The sequence below is a fragment of the Paenibacillus sp. Marseille-P2973 genome (assembly GCF_018101095.1).
Taxonomy (GTDB): domain Bacteria; phylum Bacillota; class Bacilli; order Paenibacillales; family Paenibacillaceae; genus Fontibacillus; species Fontibacillus vini.
Genome location: NZ_JAGQEH010000003.1, coordinates 201696 through 216952, shown reverse-complemented (window position 1 = coordinate 216952; position 15257 = coordinate 201696). Strand labels below are relative to the sequence as shown.

The 15257-nt window shown below is 40.1% G+C and carries 16 protein-coding genes; 2 read left to right on the top strand and 14 right to left on the bottom strand.

The features are described from left to right. Positions 1-27: 27 nt before the first annotated feature. Together KB559_RS07825 and KB559_RS07820 are read right to left on the bottom strand one after the other, a co-directional pair. Entirely contained in the window at positions 28-321 is a 294-nt protein-coding gene (locus KB559_RS07825) for a PTS sugar transporter subunit IIB (RefSeq protein WP_211021166.1), read from the bottom strand. Next, positions 318-2393, bottom strand: coding sequence for a BglG family transcription antiterminator (locus KB559_RS07820; RefSeq protein ID WP_211021165.1), 2076 nt, complete (start codon positions 2391-2393; stop codon positions 318-320). The genes KB559_RS07825 and KB559_RS07820 overlap by 4 nt, the downstream gene beginning before the upstream one ends. A 311-nt stretch (positions 2394-2704) precedes the next feature. Between KB559_RS07820 and KB559_RS07815 the strand changes: the two genes are divergently transcribed. Continuing rightward, the gene (locus KB559_RS07815) at positions 2705-4249 is read left to right on the top strand and encodes a histidine kinase N-terminal 7TM domain-containing diguanylate cyclase (RefSeq protein WP_211021508.1); all 1545 of its coding nucleotides are present in this window, start codon (positions 2705-2707) and stop codon (positions 4247-4249) included. Between the two features lie 232 nt (positions 4250-4481). On the opposite strand, the gene KB559_RS07810 is transcribed toward KB559_RS07815, so the two are convergent. The 4 genes from KB559_RS07810 to KB559_RS07795 form a co-directional block, all read right to left on the bottom strand. Continuing rightward, positions 4482-5360 (bottom strand): phosphotransferase, encoded by an 879-nt coding sequence (locus KB559_RS07810; RefSeq protein ID WP_211021164.1) that lies wholly within the window; start codon positions 5358-5360, stop codon positions 4482-4484. A 21-nt stretch (positions 5361-5381) separates the two neighbouring features. Further along, a complete protein-coding gene (locus KB559_RS07805; protein WP_211021507.1) occupies positions 5382-5861 on the bottom strand; it encodes a DinB family protein in 480 nt (159 codons plus the stop codon). A 556-nt stretch (positions 5862-6417) separates the two neighbouring features. Then, positions 6418-7200: a nucleoside phosphorylase gene (locus KB559_RS07800; RefSeq protein ID WP_211021163.1), complete on the bottom strand. Its 783-nt coding sequence runs from the start codon at positions 7198-7200 to the stop codon at positions 6418-6420. A gap of 281 nt (positions 7201-7481) precedes the next feature. Beyond that, positions 7482-7973 carry a cysteine hydrolase family protein gene (locus tag KB559_RS07795; RefSeq protein ID WP_211021162.1) on the bottom strand — a complete coding sequence of 164 codons (492 nt, stop codon included), beginning with the start codon at positions 7971-7973 and terminating at the stop codon, positions 7482-7484. 118 nt (positions 7974-8091) lie between these two features. On the opposite strand from KB559_RS07795, the gene KB559_RS07790 reads away from it, so the two are divergent. Then, positions 8092-9024, top strand: coding sequence for a helix-turn-helix transcriptional regulator (locus KB559_RS07790; RefSeq protein ID WP_211021161.1), 933 nt, complete (start codon positions 8092-8094; stop codon positions 9022-9024). A 386-nt stretch (positions 9025-9410) separates the two neighbouring features. On the opposite strand, the gene KB559_RS07785 is transcribed toward KB559_RS07790, so the two are convergent. The 8 genes from KB559_RS07785 to KB559_RS07750 all read right to left on the bottom strand — a co-directional run bounded on the left by KB559_RS07785 (position 9411) and on the right by KB559_RS07750 (position 15074). Beyond that, positions 9411-9575 (bottom strand): hypothetical protein, encoded by a 165-nt coding sequence (locus tag KB559_RS07785; RefSeq protein WP_211021160.1) that lies wholly within the window; start codon positions 9573-9575, stop codon positions 9411-9413. Between the two features lie 260 nt (positions 9576-9835). Continuing rightward, a complete protein-coding gene (locus KB559_RS07780) occupies positions 9836-10330 on the bottom strand; it encodes a DUF4362 domain-containing protein (protein ID WP_211021159.1) in 495 nt (164 codons plus the stop codon). 153 nt (positions 10331-10483) lie between these two features. Next, positions 10484-11023, bottom strand: a complete 540-nt coding sequence (locus tag KB559_RS07775) for a GNAT family N-acetyltransferase (RefSeq protein ID WP_247681654.1) — start codon at positions 11021-11023, stop codon at positions 10484-10486. Positions 11024-11247: 224 nt separating this feature from the next. Then, entirely contained in the window at positions 11248-11841 is a 594-nt protein-coding gene (locus KB559_RS07770; protein ID WP_211021158.1) for an NUDIX domain-containing protein, read from the bottom strand. A 77-nt stretch (positions 11842-11918) separates the two neighbouring features. Next, on the bottom strand, positions 11919-12419 hold the full coding sequence (locus tag KB559_RS07765; protein WP_211021157.1) for a GNAT family N-acetyltransferase: 501 nt from the start codon (positions 12417-12419) through the stop codon (positions 11919-11921). Between the two features lie 180 nt (positions 12420-12599). After that, on the bottom strand, positions 12600-13040 hold the full coding sequence (locus KB559_RS07760) for a hypothetical protein (RefSeq protein ID WP_211021156.1): 441 nt from the start codon (positions 13038-13040) through the stop codon (positions 12600-12602). A gap of 233 nt (positions 13041-13273) precedes the next feature. Continuing rightward, positions 13274-13876 carry a hypothetical protein gene (locus tag KB559_RS07755; RefSeq protein ID WP_211021155.1) on the bottom strand — a complete coding sequence of 201 codons (603 nt, stop codon included), beginning with the start codon at positions 13874-13876 and terminating at the stop codon, positions 13274-13276. Between the two features lie 691 nt (positions 13877-14567). After that, complete coding sequence (locus KB559_RS07750) at positions 14568-15074, bottom strand: cysteine hydrolase family protein (protein ID WP_211021505.1); 507 nt, start codon at positions 15072-15074, stop codon at positions 14568-14570. Positions 15075-15257: the final 183 nt, after the last annotated feature.

The following is a 15257-nucleotide window of genomic DNA, read 5'->3' as shown; positions in this document are numbered from 1 at the left end:
GTAATCCGCTCAATGACTCTAACAAGCCTAACCGGCCAGCCACTGTCTGAACGTTTCGCTGTCCAGCAGCTTCGCTTTCAAATATTGCCGGTCCGTAATATCGTCCAGGCCGATGATCTCGACCCCGCTGATCAGTTGCAGCGATTCCATAATATAATTGGAGCCGATGATCAGATCGGCATCAAAGGTGTCGACCGACGAAATGTCCGTATGCTCGACCCAGGCCTTGAGACCCCACTCTTTCAGGAGTGCCTCCACGTTCAGCCGAATCATCAGGCTGGTGCCGAGTCCGCTGTTGCAAGCTACGATGATTCTTTTCATTCGAAGCCCTCCTTCTCCCGCAGTCTCTGCCAAATCTCCCGACCGTCGCGCGAACTCTTAAGTTCCGCCATGAATGCATCATCGTTCAGCGCATCCAGCAGCGTGCCGAGCGCGGCAACATGCCGCTCCTTGTCCACCGCAGCCAGCGTGATGACAAACCAGACCGGCTGACCGGACGGCCCGAAGGCCAATTCCTCTTGAAAGGTCATGATGCTGAAGCCCGTGCGCTTCACGCACTCCGGCATGTATACGTGAGGAAAAGCCACGCCCGCACGGATGATGAACGGATGATTGTTTGTGGAGATGATCTCAACCAGCTTCTCTCCATACCTGGCGTCCGTGACGCCTTGCTGAATAAGCAGCCGGTTCCCCTCGCGCACCGCGTCCTCCCAAGACATGCCCTCCGCTCCGAGCGAGATCGATTCCGGGGCCAGCAATGCGGTCAAGCCGTAATCCTCTTCGCGGGGTTCCTCCAATCGGCTGCCGCCTTGGAACAAATGCAGCAGTTCTTCCAGCAGCCGGTTCCTATTGTGGATATGCGCGTTTCTTTCGACTACATGAAAAATATCGTTCACCGCCTGCACCGCCGCCGCAGCCGCCGCCGATTCGCCCGAAGGCGATACGCCCAGAAAGCTCGTGATCTGCTTTTGATCATCCTGGTTCAGCAGCGGCGATACTTTCATCCACGGCACCTGCAGGGCATGGCTGATCTCCATCGTGCTTAGGATGGCATCCGCTGTTTGTAACGTAATCTCCGAAGATTCCTTATACGAATAAGTGCCTACAATATCGACCTGCGGAAAAATCGCCGCTACCCGCCGCTTCAGCATCGCGGAGGTGCCGAGCCCCGAGCCGCACACGATCGCTACGCGCTTGCGCGTCGGAGCCTTCGGCGGAATGAGCCCGCTGCCGATATGGAACATGATATAGCCTACTTCGTTCCGATCGAACGTGACGGACCAAGGCGCCATCACCTCGTTGACGATCCGCTCCAACACATTCAAGAGCGAGCCGTACTGGGCCTCGAGCTGTTCCATGAGCGGGTTCTTGGACTGCAGTCCGAATTTGGCCCGATAAATCGCCGGCTTCAGATGAATTACGAGCCCTTGAACGATCTGGTCGATCATTTGCAGCGGCCGACCGAGCTCTTGCTCGGTGCGCACAATGATCTGCTTGGCGAGATCGGCAATAATGAGGTCCTCTGCCGGAAGGCTCTGCTTCTGTGCGCCCAGAATATGCTGCGTGATATACCCGATCTCCGTGGCGGGCAGCTTCACTTGGAAATGCCGCTCAATTCGAGGGACGACCTCGGTCTTGACGAGTTCATACGCCTCATGGTCCTGTAGCTCGGACAGCGATTCGCGGTCCATCTCGATCGAATGCGTGCCCCTCAGCCGCTCCATCGCCATCAGCAAATGCAGAATCAGCGTGGAGTAACCGGCATCCGTAAATTGCACGCCCATTTTCTCCTCAAGCCGCTGAATCGTGTCGAACAGCATCGCCGCATCGTCGGCTTCGAACCAGTCCTTCCACGGCGTCATAGGAGAGTAATTCGCTCCCCGTTGATCTAGAATATACCGGAGCAGCTTGTCGTCCGTAATTTCCGACCGCAGCAGATGCAAATAGGCCCTGCGCTTACGCTTCTCCGATCCTTCGATATGCAGTTGCCCGCGGTCTCTGATCAGGGTCAAATCCCAGCCGGTCAGTCGCTCCCTGATTTCGTTCAAATCCTGCAGCAGTGTATTCTTGCTGATCCCGAACTCTTCCATGACCGTCTTTACGGACAAGCTCGTCTCCTGGAGAAGCTGCTTCATAAGCAGGCTGACCCTCTGTTCGGCATCCATGTAATCCGGCCGCTCTCCCATCTGGAGAGCCAGCTGTTCCGATTGCCCGGTCGCAAGCCGCAGAGAAACGCCTGCGGAGCGGTCTCGCACCAGGCTCACACCGCGTTCCCGCAGCCAGTCTTCCAACTGCAGCAAATCCGCGCGCACCGTCCGCAGAGAGATCCCGTATTCATCGGCCATCTGCTGTAGCGGAATGTACTTGTCGCTCTCCATCAGTTGCTTGACCATTCGCTGTTGCCTGCTTGATATCATCTATGATCACCCGAGTATTTAGTAAATTTGTATGCGCTATCATAACTATATAGGATGAACTATTGAATGGATGAAGGAGTCAAGTAGTTCAATATATATAATTATTGCATATTTAAAAAGCAAGATATAGAGCAAGCGCGAAAAAAACGGCCGTTCATCCGAGCGCCCGGTGAAATCTGTACATAATTCAAGGAATACATTAACTTTGTTTATAAAAATGTTAATATGATATAGACAAATGATATGAAAAGAGGGTAGCACTATTAGAACCGAAAGTAGAGGCATATATAACATTAGTTTGCACTTCGGTTGTATTGAACTTGTCTATACTAGCCTATACATATTGGAAGAGACATTATTATACGAATATCGCGAAATTGTTCATGTGGTATACATTAACTTCCTTGATTTATTGCTTGGGTTATGCCTTTAGCTTAACATCCACATCATTAGAACAGCTTAGATTTTGGAATATTGTACAGTATTTAGGGTTGCCATTTTTCCCTCCGTTAGGGTTATTGTTTGTCATGCAGTATTTAGGTTACAAATTAGAGAGAAAAAGAACCATCGCTTTACTTGCATTTCCTCTTCTAACTTTAATAATCAATGTAACAAATAAATACCATCATTTTTACTATAGAGTATATGATATACATTCGGTGCTTGGAGTTCCATTTAGTGAGATTGAACGTGGAACATGGTTTGCTGTACATAATATTTACATTTGTTGCTGTATGTTAGCTGCGTTATTATTGTTGTGTTCACGCTGGAAGGAAACGGTTAGTGTATATAAACCTCAATTATTGGCCCTCATCTGTGGTCAATTGCTTCCAATAGTGACTGCATTTTTATTATTCATTGGAGTGACACCCGATGGTATCGATCCTGTACCCATGGTTTTATGGTTCTCTTCTGTTTTGTACCTCTGGTCTATTACTTCTTCTCGAATGTTATCCATTATGCCAATTGCGAAAGATACTATTTTTAATAATATGAGTGATGGTGTTTTTGTACTTAATGGTAGCTATCAATTAATCGAAGATAATCAAGCATGTAAAGATATGTTTAGTAAATTGGATCAATCCATGATAGGGAAACCTTTTGATCAAGTTTGGTATATGCTAACGGGTCAATCATTCCCTGTTCAACTAGATACGATATCAGATAAATTGAATACTACGATTCATCAAGCTAGTTTTGTTTATCAACTACGTATTTCGAAACTTCAGCAATCAAATAGTAACTCTGGCTTTCTAATTATATTTACGGATATAACTGCGCTACATACATTACAACAAAAGTTAGAGCACCAAGCCTATTATGATGAGCTAACACAATTATTCAATCGTCGTGCCTTTTTTCAACAGAGTGAGCAAAGTTTCATTAAAGCAAAAAATAATTTATCATCCTTTACGATTATTCTATTTGATATTGATTTTTTCAAACAAGTGAATGACACTTATGGACATCAAATCGGAGATCAAGTACTAGTACATGTGGCTCAATTATGTAAGGCTGAGCTGAGAGAATATATGCTATTGGCTAGATATGGCGGTGAAGAATTTGTACTCGCTTTAACTGGTTATACCCTAGTAGAAGGGGAGAATTTCGCTAATCATCTAAGATTTTGCATCGAACAAAAGCCTCTAGTTAATAATGAACAAGTTGTACAGGTTACCTCCAGTTTTGGAGTATCTGAAACGACAGGAGCTATGGAGGAAACAATCTATCAACTTCTTCGAAAAGCTGATGAAGCACTTTATGCTGCCAAAAGAGCTGGTCGAAATCAAGTACAGGTTTTTACTGAAAAAGCCACATCAACCATTACATAGAACTCAACGACACATTAACAATAATAATGAATCAACTAAAAGGACACTGACATCAGTTCAGTGTCCTTTTTCGTCCTCTATAACTCAAATCATAGATTACTGGATTTTGAGTTCCATGGTAATAAATATCAGCATATATTGATGATTGCTTAGTCTCTTTATAGACTTTAGATTCATATATGGTTTTCATGATCTTACTCCTTTCTCCCTATTTCAGCTAACGTTTCCGTGTTCACGACGTACCAACACCTTTACATAATTGTTTCCAATATTCCCATGCCTGTATATATTCCTTTAAATCATTCGGATGATGACGCACACTAAGCCCTATTCGACAATAAAGCTGGATCAAAGTTTCCTCAATCAATCTCGTTCTTTCAATATTTCCATGTTCAAGTAAATCCGCTGCGGCAAACAATGTGTCAGAATTAATATCGTCCGGCGAAGAACAAAAAGCATATAGAAAATCATATACGATGGGTCCCACCATTGGTGATGGATCAATCACACCAATTAATGTTTCATTATTATAGACGAAGTTATGAACTCCAGTATCACCGTGTAGCAAATATTTGTTTCCTTGCTTTGAATCATCAAAAAATAGTTTGCTAGCTTTTAATTTAACGTAATTATAGTCTTCTGTTGATAATACATTCCTCAGATTCATCCTTGCTTCATCAATACTTATTTCATTAAATTCGTTCCATGTCTTACGTGGGTATTCTATCCTTCCCCATGTACTTGTTTCTTTATGTTCTACGTATTTATTGAGTAATTCCATTATCAATATTTTCAACCAACTACTCTTTGGACCACGATTAAAATGAGTTGTTCCATCAAGAAATGTATAAACAAAATACGAACTGTCTTCGGCAGAAAAAAGGACTTTTGGCAATAATACTGAGTGCTCATAGGTATGAAGCAATTGTTCAACTAATCCAATTTGGCTTGGATTATCAAACTTTAAGATATATTTATATTCATTCTTTGATTCTAATCTTAAAACTAATCCTGAGGTTGTTCCTGATAGTCTTTGATAACTTACAATCTGATCATTAATTTTATGTTTCTGAAATAGAACATTAATTGATTCGATAGTTGGCTCAATCATTGTAGGCTCCCTTACTTTACGTTAAATATCGAATAACCCTCTGCCAATCAAATTTGCATTAACCGGTTTCTTTCCAATCTCTCGTGACCATATCGATAATTGGCCGCTGTGGTGAATCTCGTGTGCTATCACATGCCGCATAACTTCACCGTATTTATGGGGCTCTCTCTCCCCTTCATCCGTGATATCAATCATTATGGAGTCTTCCAAGCTGTCATCCCAATCATACACAAACGGAGCAAGTTCCTTGTGACAACGGGCGGAAAAATCTTGTACCTGCTGTAAGCTGGCCACTTCCTTGAATGGAGGGATATCAATCGCTTTTCCTTGTATTCCACCGCATATCCAGCCATACTCGACTGCCACAACATGATACAGCGTGGGAAGGATGTATCCAATACCGCCGGTGCGTTTTTTTAGCAATTCTTCCTCACTCACAGTTTCACACCAATCAAACCAATCTCTGCGAATTTGCCAGTTATACTTGAATAATTTTAACATGCAGTAGCCCCCTAAAACTTTGTTGATGATCATACTATTCACGAGATAATTGTGTTCTCCTGCTCTTTAGTTTAGCTCCCAAACTAATCTGAATTATATTTTTATAAATGCTCCTTTTAGAATGCATTCACATCAGCTCTTCGGAAGTTTCGCAAAACGTTCTTGTATTCACGAAATGACCCAGCCTTAGATAGCTCTTATCTTGGGCTGGGTCGTATGTTGTCTGAGCTGCTTCCATGATTATACATCTGACAACCAAGGGGCGGTAGCTCTAAAGCGTGAATAAGGCGTTATATGATGTCACAGGCTACTATGATTAGTCTCTCACCAATTTCTTATATAACCTAATTGTTTTAAAATCATATAACTATTTGAATTTAGTTTTTCTATTGGTTCATCATTGTTCCAACTACTAGTACTATTCCTTTACTGCATCTACGATGAGTGACACAAAACCTAATTCATTATTCTAGATGCCCCTACTATAATTCTAATTGGTTCTTTAATTTCTTCATCATGGATCATTTAATCATTCCTTTGCTATCGGGTGGTTTCATTATAAAGAACAACATATACGTAATGATATTTCTACAAGGTTTTCTCTTATTTCTGATCTGCTATTCCAACTTCGACTGTCCCATTCGACACCACTTAAATCATCACCGCCATACAAGATAATACCTAATTTTACATTTCTAAATTGTGAAACAGCCATAAATGCTGCTGCTTCCATTTCTACTGTTACACACCCTTCTGCTTTCCGTAACTCAACCTTTTCTTTAGTCTCTCTATAAAATGAATCGGTCGTCCAAGTTTTTTCCTTTATATACCTAATATTATGTATATTAAAATCGTCCTCTATGATTTTTAATACGTCTAGATTACATTCAATTTCTCTTGATGGCTTAATGTAATGGTATGATACACCTTCATCTCTCACTGCAGAAACTGGTACTATTACATGCCCAACAGCAATGTCTTTTTTTAATACACCTGCACCACCACAAACTATAAATTTCTGAAAACCATAGGCTATCAGTTCTTCTAAGAATCCTGCTGAACCTGCAGCTCCTAAATACCCCAAAGTAATATGTACTTTTTTTCCTTGATAATATGCTTCATATATTGGCAAATCTACCGTCTCGCAATGTAAACACGCAACTTCTTTCAACTTTCCCTCCGTTTTCATTTTTTCAATTACATCTCTAAAAAAAGTTATTACACAGTATTCAAATTCTTCTTTTGGTTGGATAAAATTAGTTGCCTCTATTATTGCAACACGTGTTTCATCAAATTCCAATATCGGGAATTCTTTGGTATCAATTTTTTTGCTCTCCATCTCGACTTACCTCCAAAGTAATTTAAATTTTTTTATTATTTCTTTGCGGCTACTAGGTCCTTAGCAGAAAAAAAACGTTGTCGCAGCGTCTGGATATTTTCCCCAAACAATAGATTGTAGCCTGACAAGACAATATGCAGGCTAAAAGCGTTTACAGTATCATACGACAGGAACAGTGCGAACAGCAACCACGCAGGTCGCACGACATTGACCACCGATAAATGAGAAAAGCGGCGGGCGATAATCCGCCCGCCGCGCTATGCAATTAATATGAAAAGAGCTTAAATTAATAGGTCATTCAAACAAATAATTTTACTACCCTTACTTTCATAATAACGTAGCATTTCGTCAATTTTCCTTTTATCATAACTGGTAACGCTATCTGATAGCACAGTAACGCCATAATTTACTTTGCGTAAGTTGTAACAGGTTGATTTAACACAAGCAACAGCATCTGCTCCTGCTATGTAGAAATCACATATTTCATTTTCACTAATATAGTCTGTAAATTCTTCACAGCTTAATGCGTTTCCTTTGTATTTAGTAAATATATTTTTTGATACTATTTTCAAGTCTGAAGCTAATTCAGACCCATATGTATTGGGTTTAAAAGTCTTCGTGCCGGCTGATAAATTTTCATGCCTTATATAAATAACATGAATATTATTATTGACTGCCCAATCAATAGCTTTATTGATATTGCCAATAACATCCTTGTAATTCTTAGTTATGTCATTTTGAATATCTATTATTACTAAGGCTTTATTCTGCATAGTGTGTTTCCTCCTGATAGTTGATTTGTTTTCTTTTTTTATTGTACTTTGTAATTGTTGACAACAGTATGGCAACAATTCATAATGCCAACAAGAGACTTTGGAAGGCGGCTATTAGATGAAAGTTGACAGGCTTGTTAGCATTATTATGATACTCCTTGATAAAAAGCGTATAGGCGCACAGGAGTTAGCAGATATGTTTGAAGTTTCACCCCGCACAATCTACCGCGACATAGACACTATCAACATGGCGGGTATTCCTGTTCGCGGGGCACCGGGAGTGGGCGGTGGCTTTGAAATCATGCAGAAATACAAGATGGATAGAAAGGTTTTTTCGACTGCCGACCTTTCCGCTATCTTGATGGGGCTTTCCAGTCTTTCCAACATGATCCGGGGTGATGAGCTGGTAAACGCCCTTGCGAAAGTCAAGAGTTTTATCCCCGCCGACAGAGCGAAAGACATTGAATTAAAAGCAAATCAGATATATATAGATTTAAGTCCATGGATGGGCAACAGGAACATACAACCGTATTTAGAAATTATCAAAACAGCTTTACAGGAAAGCAAGCTACTTTCGTTTGAATATGCAGACCGCTACGGAAATCAAACCGCACGAACAGCCGAACCGTACCAGCTTGTATTGAAAAGTAGTCATTGGTATTGGCAAGGGTATTGCCATAAAAGAAATGATTTTCGCTTATTCAGGCTATCCCGCACATCAAACCTACAAATACAAGAGGAATCGTTTACGCCACGAGATTATCAAAAACCGCAGTTAGATTTCACTGAAATTTTGGCAACTATGCAAACAAAAATCAAAATTCGTATTCATAAATCTGTCATGGACAGGGTACTTGATTATTGCACTTATGAACACTTTTCACCAGACGGTGCTGAGCATTACATTGTTAGTTTTCCTTTCATAGAGAACGAATACTACTACAATATTCTTTTCAGTTTTGGGGATAAATGCGAGTGTTTAGAGCCGTTACATATCCGCACAGAAATGAAGCGTAGAATACATGACATAGCCACCATATACGAAAGTTAATACATGGAGTAAGACGAAAAAGACAAACGAGTTGCCTTGCCCTTTTCATTCAGTGAAACACCTTCAAACTGCTCAAAGAGTTGTTCCGGTTCTGTCTTTAACTTGTTCTTGCTAGGTTTGCATATAACGTTCTTGTATTCACGAAACGCCCCAGCCTTAGATATATCTTAGGCTGGGGCGTTTGTTGTTTGAGCTTCTTCCACGATTAGACAACTGGCAACCAAAGGGCGATAGACCTCTAGAGTGAATACGGTGTTATGCGATGCCGATGACCTCTTCGAAACCATACATCATAGCATTATTTTCTTTGTCTTATTGGCATTCGTTCAGGAAGAAAAAAACCAAAAGAATCTAGACCTACATTCACAAAAAACTTCCAACTTATCTCAATTATCTTCAGAGTTTTTTGTTTTTCTAAACTCATTTATGATCAAATCAAGCCGCTCAATTATTCGTTCATCGTTATCTAGTTTTTTCTTAGTATTAATTTCAATTCTTACAAGTGTAAAAAGAAAGGCTAGTCCAATTAATACTGGAAAAACAAATTCCACTACAAACTCTCCCTTCATTAATTTGATTCGCTCTTCTCAATCAGTATTTCAGGGGTATTGCATAACGGTTCCGTGTTCACGACGTCCCACCACCCTAAAGGAACGAAGTGACTGGCCGCGATGCGGTTGGCTGGTGCGGATGTGTCGCCAGAATCAGCTCCTCTGAATCCATCTGGCGACCGAGGGACGGCGAAGCCGGCCCGATACGTGAACACAGTGTTAGATGATGTTACCGCCTTCTTTGAAATGTATACACTACATTATTTCTTGACTTCTTCTATAAATAGTATGTAATATTCCTTATTATCTTCATCACTGTATCCAATATCATCTTTGCATGAAGTTAAAAAGTATTCCGTTCCATACTGGTCCCCTCGAGAACCAGTTCTTTTCCCTAAGTTAGTACAACTTGTTTTCCTAATTCTCTGTCCTCCACCAAATGCATCCCAGGTATTATCGTAAGTAAACAATATCTTCTTCCCATCATAAACAAGATCCACATAAATCGGATCCCCTTCATCAGTGTAACGAGCAATTGTTACTTTGTTAGTTTTTTTGTTCTGGTAATCTTGAAAGAAGTTTTCTAACAAGTCAACATTCGCTACTCCTGATGGTCCAGCAACAACATAACCTCTCTTCTCTGCTTCAGGATATGATAAATCAGTATGTTGGGATTTAGGTTCATTTAGGTTAGGTTGCGAACTACAAGAAGACAGAAGTATTAATATGGTCATCAAAAATATAATTCGGTTCATATCTTTTTCACCACCAGAAAAAGAATAATAACTGTATTGCGGGTTGTTCGCCTGAATTGTTTCTCTGCCGATTTCTCCGGGCGGACCAAGGGATGGCTACAGCCGTCCCGCCGCATGAATACTATATTAGGTGATGCTAATGCCATCTTCGAATCAACTAAAAAAGGCTTTAGGATATTTCAACTCTCCTTTGATTTTATGAAGTGCCCCTTCCCTAACTTCGGAAACCATAAATACTTCATCAGGTACTTCAAATTGTTTCAATTCAAGTCCAAATTTTCTTGCAGGTTGAAATCCTAAGCGTGGATAATAACTAGGGTGTCCTATCAATAATATAAGGTCGTATCCTAATTCCTTACATCTCTTTATACCCTCTTTAATCAAACTACTTCCAATTCCTTGTTTTTGTAGATCTGGCTTCACTGCTATTGGGGCTAACACGATTACAGTATGTTCTTCATTTTGATCTTCTATTTTTGCTTTACTTAATAATAAATGACCAACAATTTTATTATTCATTTCCGCCACAAGTGATAATTCGGGTATAAATCCTTCAGACTCTCTTACTCTTTCAACTAATTTCGATTCATCTTCTCTATTTCCAAATGCTTGAAAGTTTAAGTCAAACACTTCCTTGAGATCCCGCTCATTTTCAGTTCTTATTATCATTTCAAAACTCCATTCATGTATCATTCGATTTTATTAACACTGCATTAATTTCTCCTAACGTTCTTGTATTCACGAACCCAAGAGGCTTAAGGCGCGTCAGCTCCGGGTCGAAGACTTAACCTCTCAGGGTATTCGCCTGATCGACTTCCAGCATTCCACTTCGGGTGAATCAAGGAGCGTTAGCAACACGGCGTGAATACTGTGTTATGGGATGTTATCGCCTTCTTCGATCATTTATTCAAATTATTTCACCTAATAAGTGTCAACGCTTCTGCTGTCCCAATCGGATATATGACTGTTTCCATGCTGATGTTAGAGCCTATTACTTTAGCGCCTTCGTCTAATAACTGTTGTATAGTGGCTCTCCGATTCCCATTTAGCATTTGTTCTTTATTGAGTAAAATCAATCCAGAAACCTCTTCGAATTGAAATCTATGTGGCTCAATATCAATTAGAGCTTTAAAAACTACGATATGGTATATTCCCCCCGGTTTGGGACTGCCGTCGGGATGAATCATCTCGAATATTGCCAACGGTTTTATCGAATCATCAACTTCGATCGTTCGGATATTTTTATTTGAATCAATATATACCGTACTTTTACTGCCTTCATATTCAATTGACAGCCCAATTTCTTCTTGAGCTTCCCGCTTTCCACATTCTAATAAGTCCTCCCCTGGCTCTAGATGCCCTCCGATTCCCGCATAAAATACTTCATTGATTGCCTCGTCCCTCATATGCCTTATCCCTGGTAAAAAGAAAACATACTGACCTGTTCTTAAACGTAGTTCTAAACCAACTCCAACTTCAGCATTAGCGGAAATGTAGTCTAATGTCTTCATAGAAACCACCTTCAAAATATATTGTTAGCGATAATTTCCCATAACGTGTCCGCATTCACGACGTTCAATAAACTCACTTATAAAATATCTATTGAAAATAAGGCTATATTCTTATTATTAAAATCAATATCCTTCTCGTGTTTCATCCCGTTCTTCTCCGCAACTTTCATCGATCTGATATTCCCATGGTGTATGAGGGACACTAATCTAGATAGCCCCAATTGGTTTAATCCATATTCTTTCCAAGCTTTTGCTTGTTCAAATCCATATCCCTTACCCCATGCTTCCTTAACCACCCAGTAACCCACTTCAATTTCCTGGTTTCCTTCTACGGTTTGGGGGATGAGTCCAGAATGTCCAATTAATTTCCCATCTTCCTTGCTGAATGCGAGTTGCAAGCCAATTCCGTCTTCATTCCAACCTATAAAACGATTCAAACTTTCAATTGTCTCCTCCATAGTCCAAGGCCTACCATGTCTTATATATCTCATAACATCCGGATCGTTAGTCATACCAAAAAGCAAAGCCAAGTCATTAGTAGTATACCTTCGAAAAACAAGCCTCTCGGTTTCAATCATTTATTCATCTCCTGTGTATTTGCTTTTAATTAATATCCTCAGGTATTTCGCCTAACATTCCCCGCATTCACGAACTCCCGTAGGGAGTTGTCCGCTGAACAACTCCTCTGAAATCCTTCTGTGGACCAAGGGCCGTAGGCCCGAAGCGTGAGTGCGATGTTAGACGAAGTACCCTACTTCTTAGTAAATGCCCTCATCCCATAATGTTAAGCCCATAAACGTTACTTCTACTCGATCCATTAATCGAAGGCTTCCTACATCGATTTCATCTTTATCAAATGTAAAATCACAATCAGCAATATTAACAATTGCAATTTCCTTATCATCACTTATAAATATGACTTTACCTATGATTGTGTAAGTCTCATCTTGCTCGTTGTATTCAATTTTATCTTCCTGGGTTTCATTGATTTTGTTGAACCGGACTATTGTCTCTTGTGTAGTTTCAACTGAGTAAAAGCATTTATCCCCTTTATCCTCTTCATCGTAAGGAACAAAATAAGATTTCCCCTCAAAAAGCAAATGTTTATATTGGATCCAGTACCCAGAAATATCTCTTGAACCTGATCGTCCAAAAGATCTTGTTATAGTTTTATTTGAACTCACTACTTGAATATCCATTCTTATTCCTCATTCTTTGAAAATCTAGGGTATTTCGTCTAACGTTACTGTATCCACGACATCCCACCGACTTAAACGACCTTAGGAGTGTCCGCTTAAGTCGGTGCGGATGTATTCGCTTGAACCCGCTTCTCTGCCGAACACCTCGGGCGAACCGAAGGCCGAAAGGCCTGAAGCGTGAATATGATGTTATAGGATGTCAGTACCTTTCATGCACAACCTACACAATGTTCTTAATATAAATCCCATTCACTAAACTTCTCAGAGTACCCAATTAATACTTCTAATTCATCGGGTATATATTCAATATCAATAAAATAAGCTGTCAAACGAGCGTGACCTTCAAGTACAACTACTTTCGACTTTTCATTCATTGACACAAAGATTAGTCTTGGAAACGTTATTCCTTCTTTGATCGCTAAAGAGATATCAATAAATCCCTGGTTACTTACTCCAAAAACTTCAATTTGATTAATGATATTCTTCGATGCATACATAGGAAGTCTAGTACCACTTGATATTTCATTCCAATAACTATAGTTAATATACATTACGTCGCTTAGATCTTGTTTCTGAAAAACCGCTTTATACCATTTAACTTCTATAGGAAAATTCTCAAACAAATCTGTATTGCAGCCAAATCCTCTTGTCTGACCTAGAATATCTCTTCTTATTTGGTTCTCAGTTTTGTCATTCAAATTAGGTTTAGTTATTAAACTTGACTCATGATCACCAAGAGCATGTATTATTCCGTTCTTAAATCTATCAGAGTTAAACTCTGCAAATAAAAACTCTGCTATTACTAATTCCTCTTGAACTTGACTAACTAACTTCACAGATGATCCTCCATACATTTGTGTTATGCTGATTTCTTATAATGTTGTTGTGTTCACGACGTCCCACCGACTTAAAGCCACGAAGTGGCTGCGCGCGATGCGCTTAGTCGGTGCGGATGTGTCTGGCTGCTACATCTTCTCCGAAATTCCTCTGCCAGACCGAGGGGGCTTGTCCCCCAATACGTGAACACCGTGTTAAACGAAGTTCTCTTCTCAAGTTACTTCCAAACCTCTGAACTTGAACTTCCTCATACTCCTGTTTTTGTTCTTCGTAATTCAAAAGATTAGTTCTTTCATTGAAACTTTATTTGTTCTTCCCTTACATTGGAATTATAATCCAAGAGAGCCTGTCTCTGCACTTAAAATATATGCAAAGAAAAAGCCGCGATGAAGGATTAACTCTTCCCCCTAACTCGTGACTACTTTGTTCTTACTTATCCCATTGATGTTCTTATGTGATCAAACAGAAACTGAGTAGATTAAGAACCGCATTATTAAACTATCGTTCCCCGTTAGCGTAAAGGCTCCGCCCCGATCCGCGACAGATAATCGCAAACTTAAATCCAATCTAAAACGATGACCATCACCAATAAGATAACAGATTGCAATAAAGGCTTAACAAATGCTAATTGATCGTAGATATAGTAAGCAACTACAATATTGGCTATTATCGTCGAGGGATATTTTATATTTAATCATTTATGAACTCTAAAAATCTACAATTCCATATATTCTCGTAAAAATGAATAGTCTCTTCTGCAGACATAAAAGAATTGTTTAATGTAGAAGTTCCGTTCGGTACCATGAAGTTGTTGTAACCAAGCCCATGAGCGAACTTAATCGTAGCATCCATGCAGTATTCTGTTTGTGCACCGCAGAATTCTATATTGTGTACCATTAATTGATTTAAAATTTCCTGTAAGTTCGTTTTGTAGAAAGAGTTCGCATGTATTTTATTCACGAAAAAATCTTGTGTTTGAACGTCAAGGTTAGGATGAATAGCCCATGGTTCTTCTCCTGGCACTAAATCCTCATCACAGTGTTGAACAAAAATAATGGGCTTATTCAGCTTTCTGTAGAGGGAGATTCTTTCATTCGCTTTAGTAAGTAGTTTTTCTAAACCGAACAAGTGCTCTTGATAGTAACAAACACCATTCTGTAAATCGATTACTATTAAAACATCCGCGCAAATTCCCATAATCTCCACCTCAATATATAATTTTATCTAATAAATTCATATTTTTCCATTCTTTACTGAGCAATTCTGCCCGTTAGTTTAAACGTCGTCCTTTAGAACTTTTAGATGCTCTTACAGAGAATTTCGTCTAACGTTCCCGCATTTCTGACGTCCAAGCGGCTTAAGGCACAAAGTGCCGGGTCG

Bases quoted from the DNA above. Each gene is read 5' to 3' on its own strand.
- KB559_RS07825 (WP_211021166.1), bottom strand. From the start codon at position 321: ATGAAAAGAATCATCGTAGCTTGCAACAGCGGACTCGGCACCAGCCTG.
- KB559_RS07820 (WP_211021165.1), bottom strand. From the start codon at position 2,393: ATGGTCAAGCAACTGATGGAGAGCGACAAGTACATTCCGCTACAGCAG.
- KB559_RS07810 (WP_211021164.1), bottom strand. From the start codon at position 5,360: ATGATTGAGCCAACTATCGAATCAATTAATGTTCTATTTCAGAAACAT.
- KB559_RS07805 (WP_211021507.1), bottom strand. From the start codon at position 5,861: ATGTTAAAATTATTCAAGTATAACTGGCAAATTCGCAGAGATTGGTTT.
- KB559_RS07800 (WP_211021163.1), bottom strand. From the start codon at position 7,200: ATGGAGAGCAAAAAAATTGATACCAAAGAATTCCCGATATTGGAATTT.
- KB559_RS07795 (WP_211021162.1), bottom strand. From the start codon at position 7,973: ATGCAGAATAAAGCCTTAGTAATAATAGATATTCAAAATGACATAACT.
- KB559_RS07790 (WP_211021161.1), top strand. From the start codon at position 8,092: ATGAAAGTTGACAGGCTTGTTAGCATTATTATGATACTCCTTGATAAA.
- KB559_RS07780 (WP_211021159.1), bottom strand. From the start codon at position 10,330: ATGAACCGAATTATATTTTTGATGACCATATTAATACTTCTGTCTTCT.
- KB559_RS07775 (WP_247681654.1), bottom strand. From the start codon at position 11,023: ATGATACATGAATGGAGTTTTGAAATGATAATAAGAACTGAAAATGAG.
- KB559_RS07770 (WP_211021158.1), bottom strand. From the start codon at position 11,841: ATGAAGACATTAGACTACATTTCCGCTAATGCTGAAGTTGGAGTTGGT.
- KB559_RS07765 (WP_211021157.1), bottom strand. From the start codon at position 12,419: ATGATTGAAACCGAGAGGCTTGTTTTTCGAAGGTATACTACTAATGAC.
- KB559_RS07760 (WP_211021156.1), bottom strand. From the start codon at position 13,040: ATGGATATTCAAGTAGTGAGTTCAAATAAAACTATAACAAGATCTTTT.
- KB559_RS07750 (WP_211021505.1), bottom strand. From the start codon at position 15,074: ATGGGAATTTGCGCGGATGTTTTAATAGTAATCGATTTACAGAATGGT.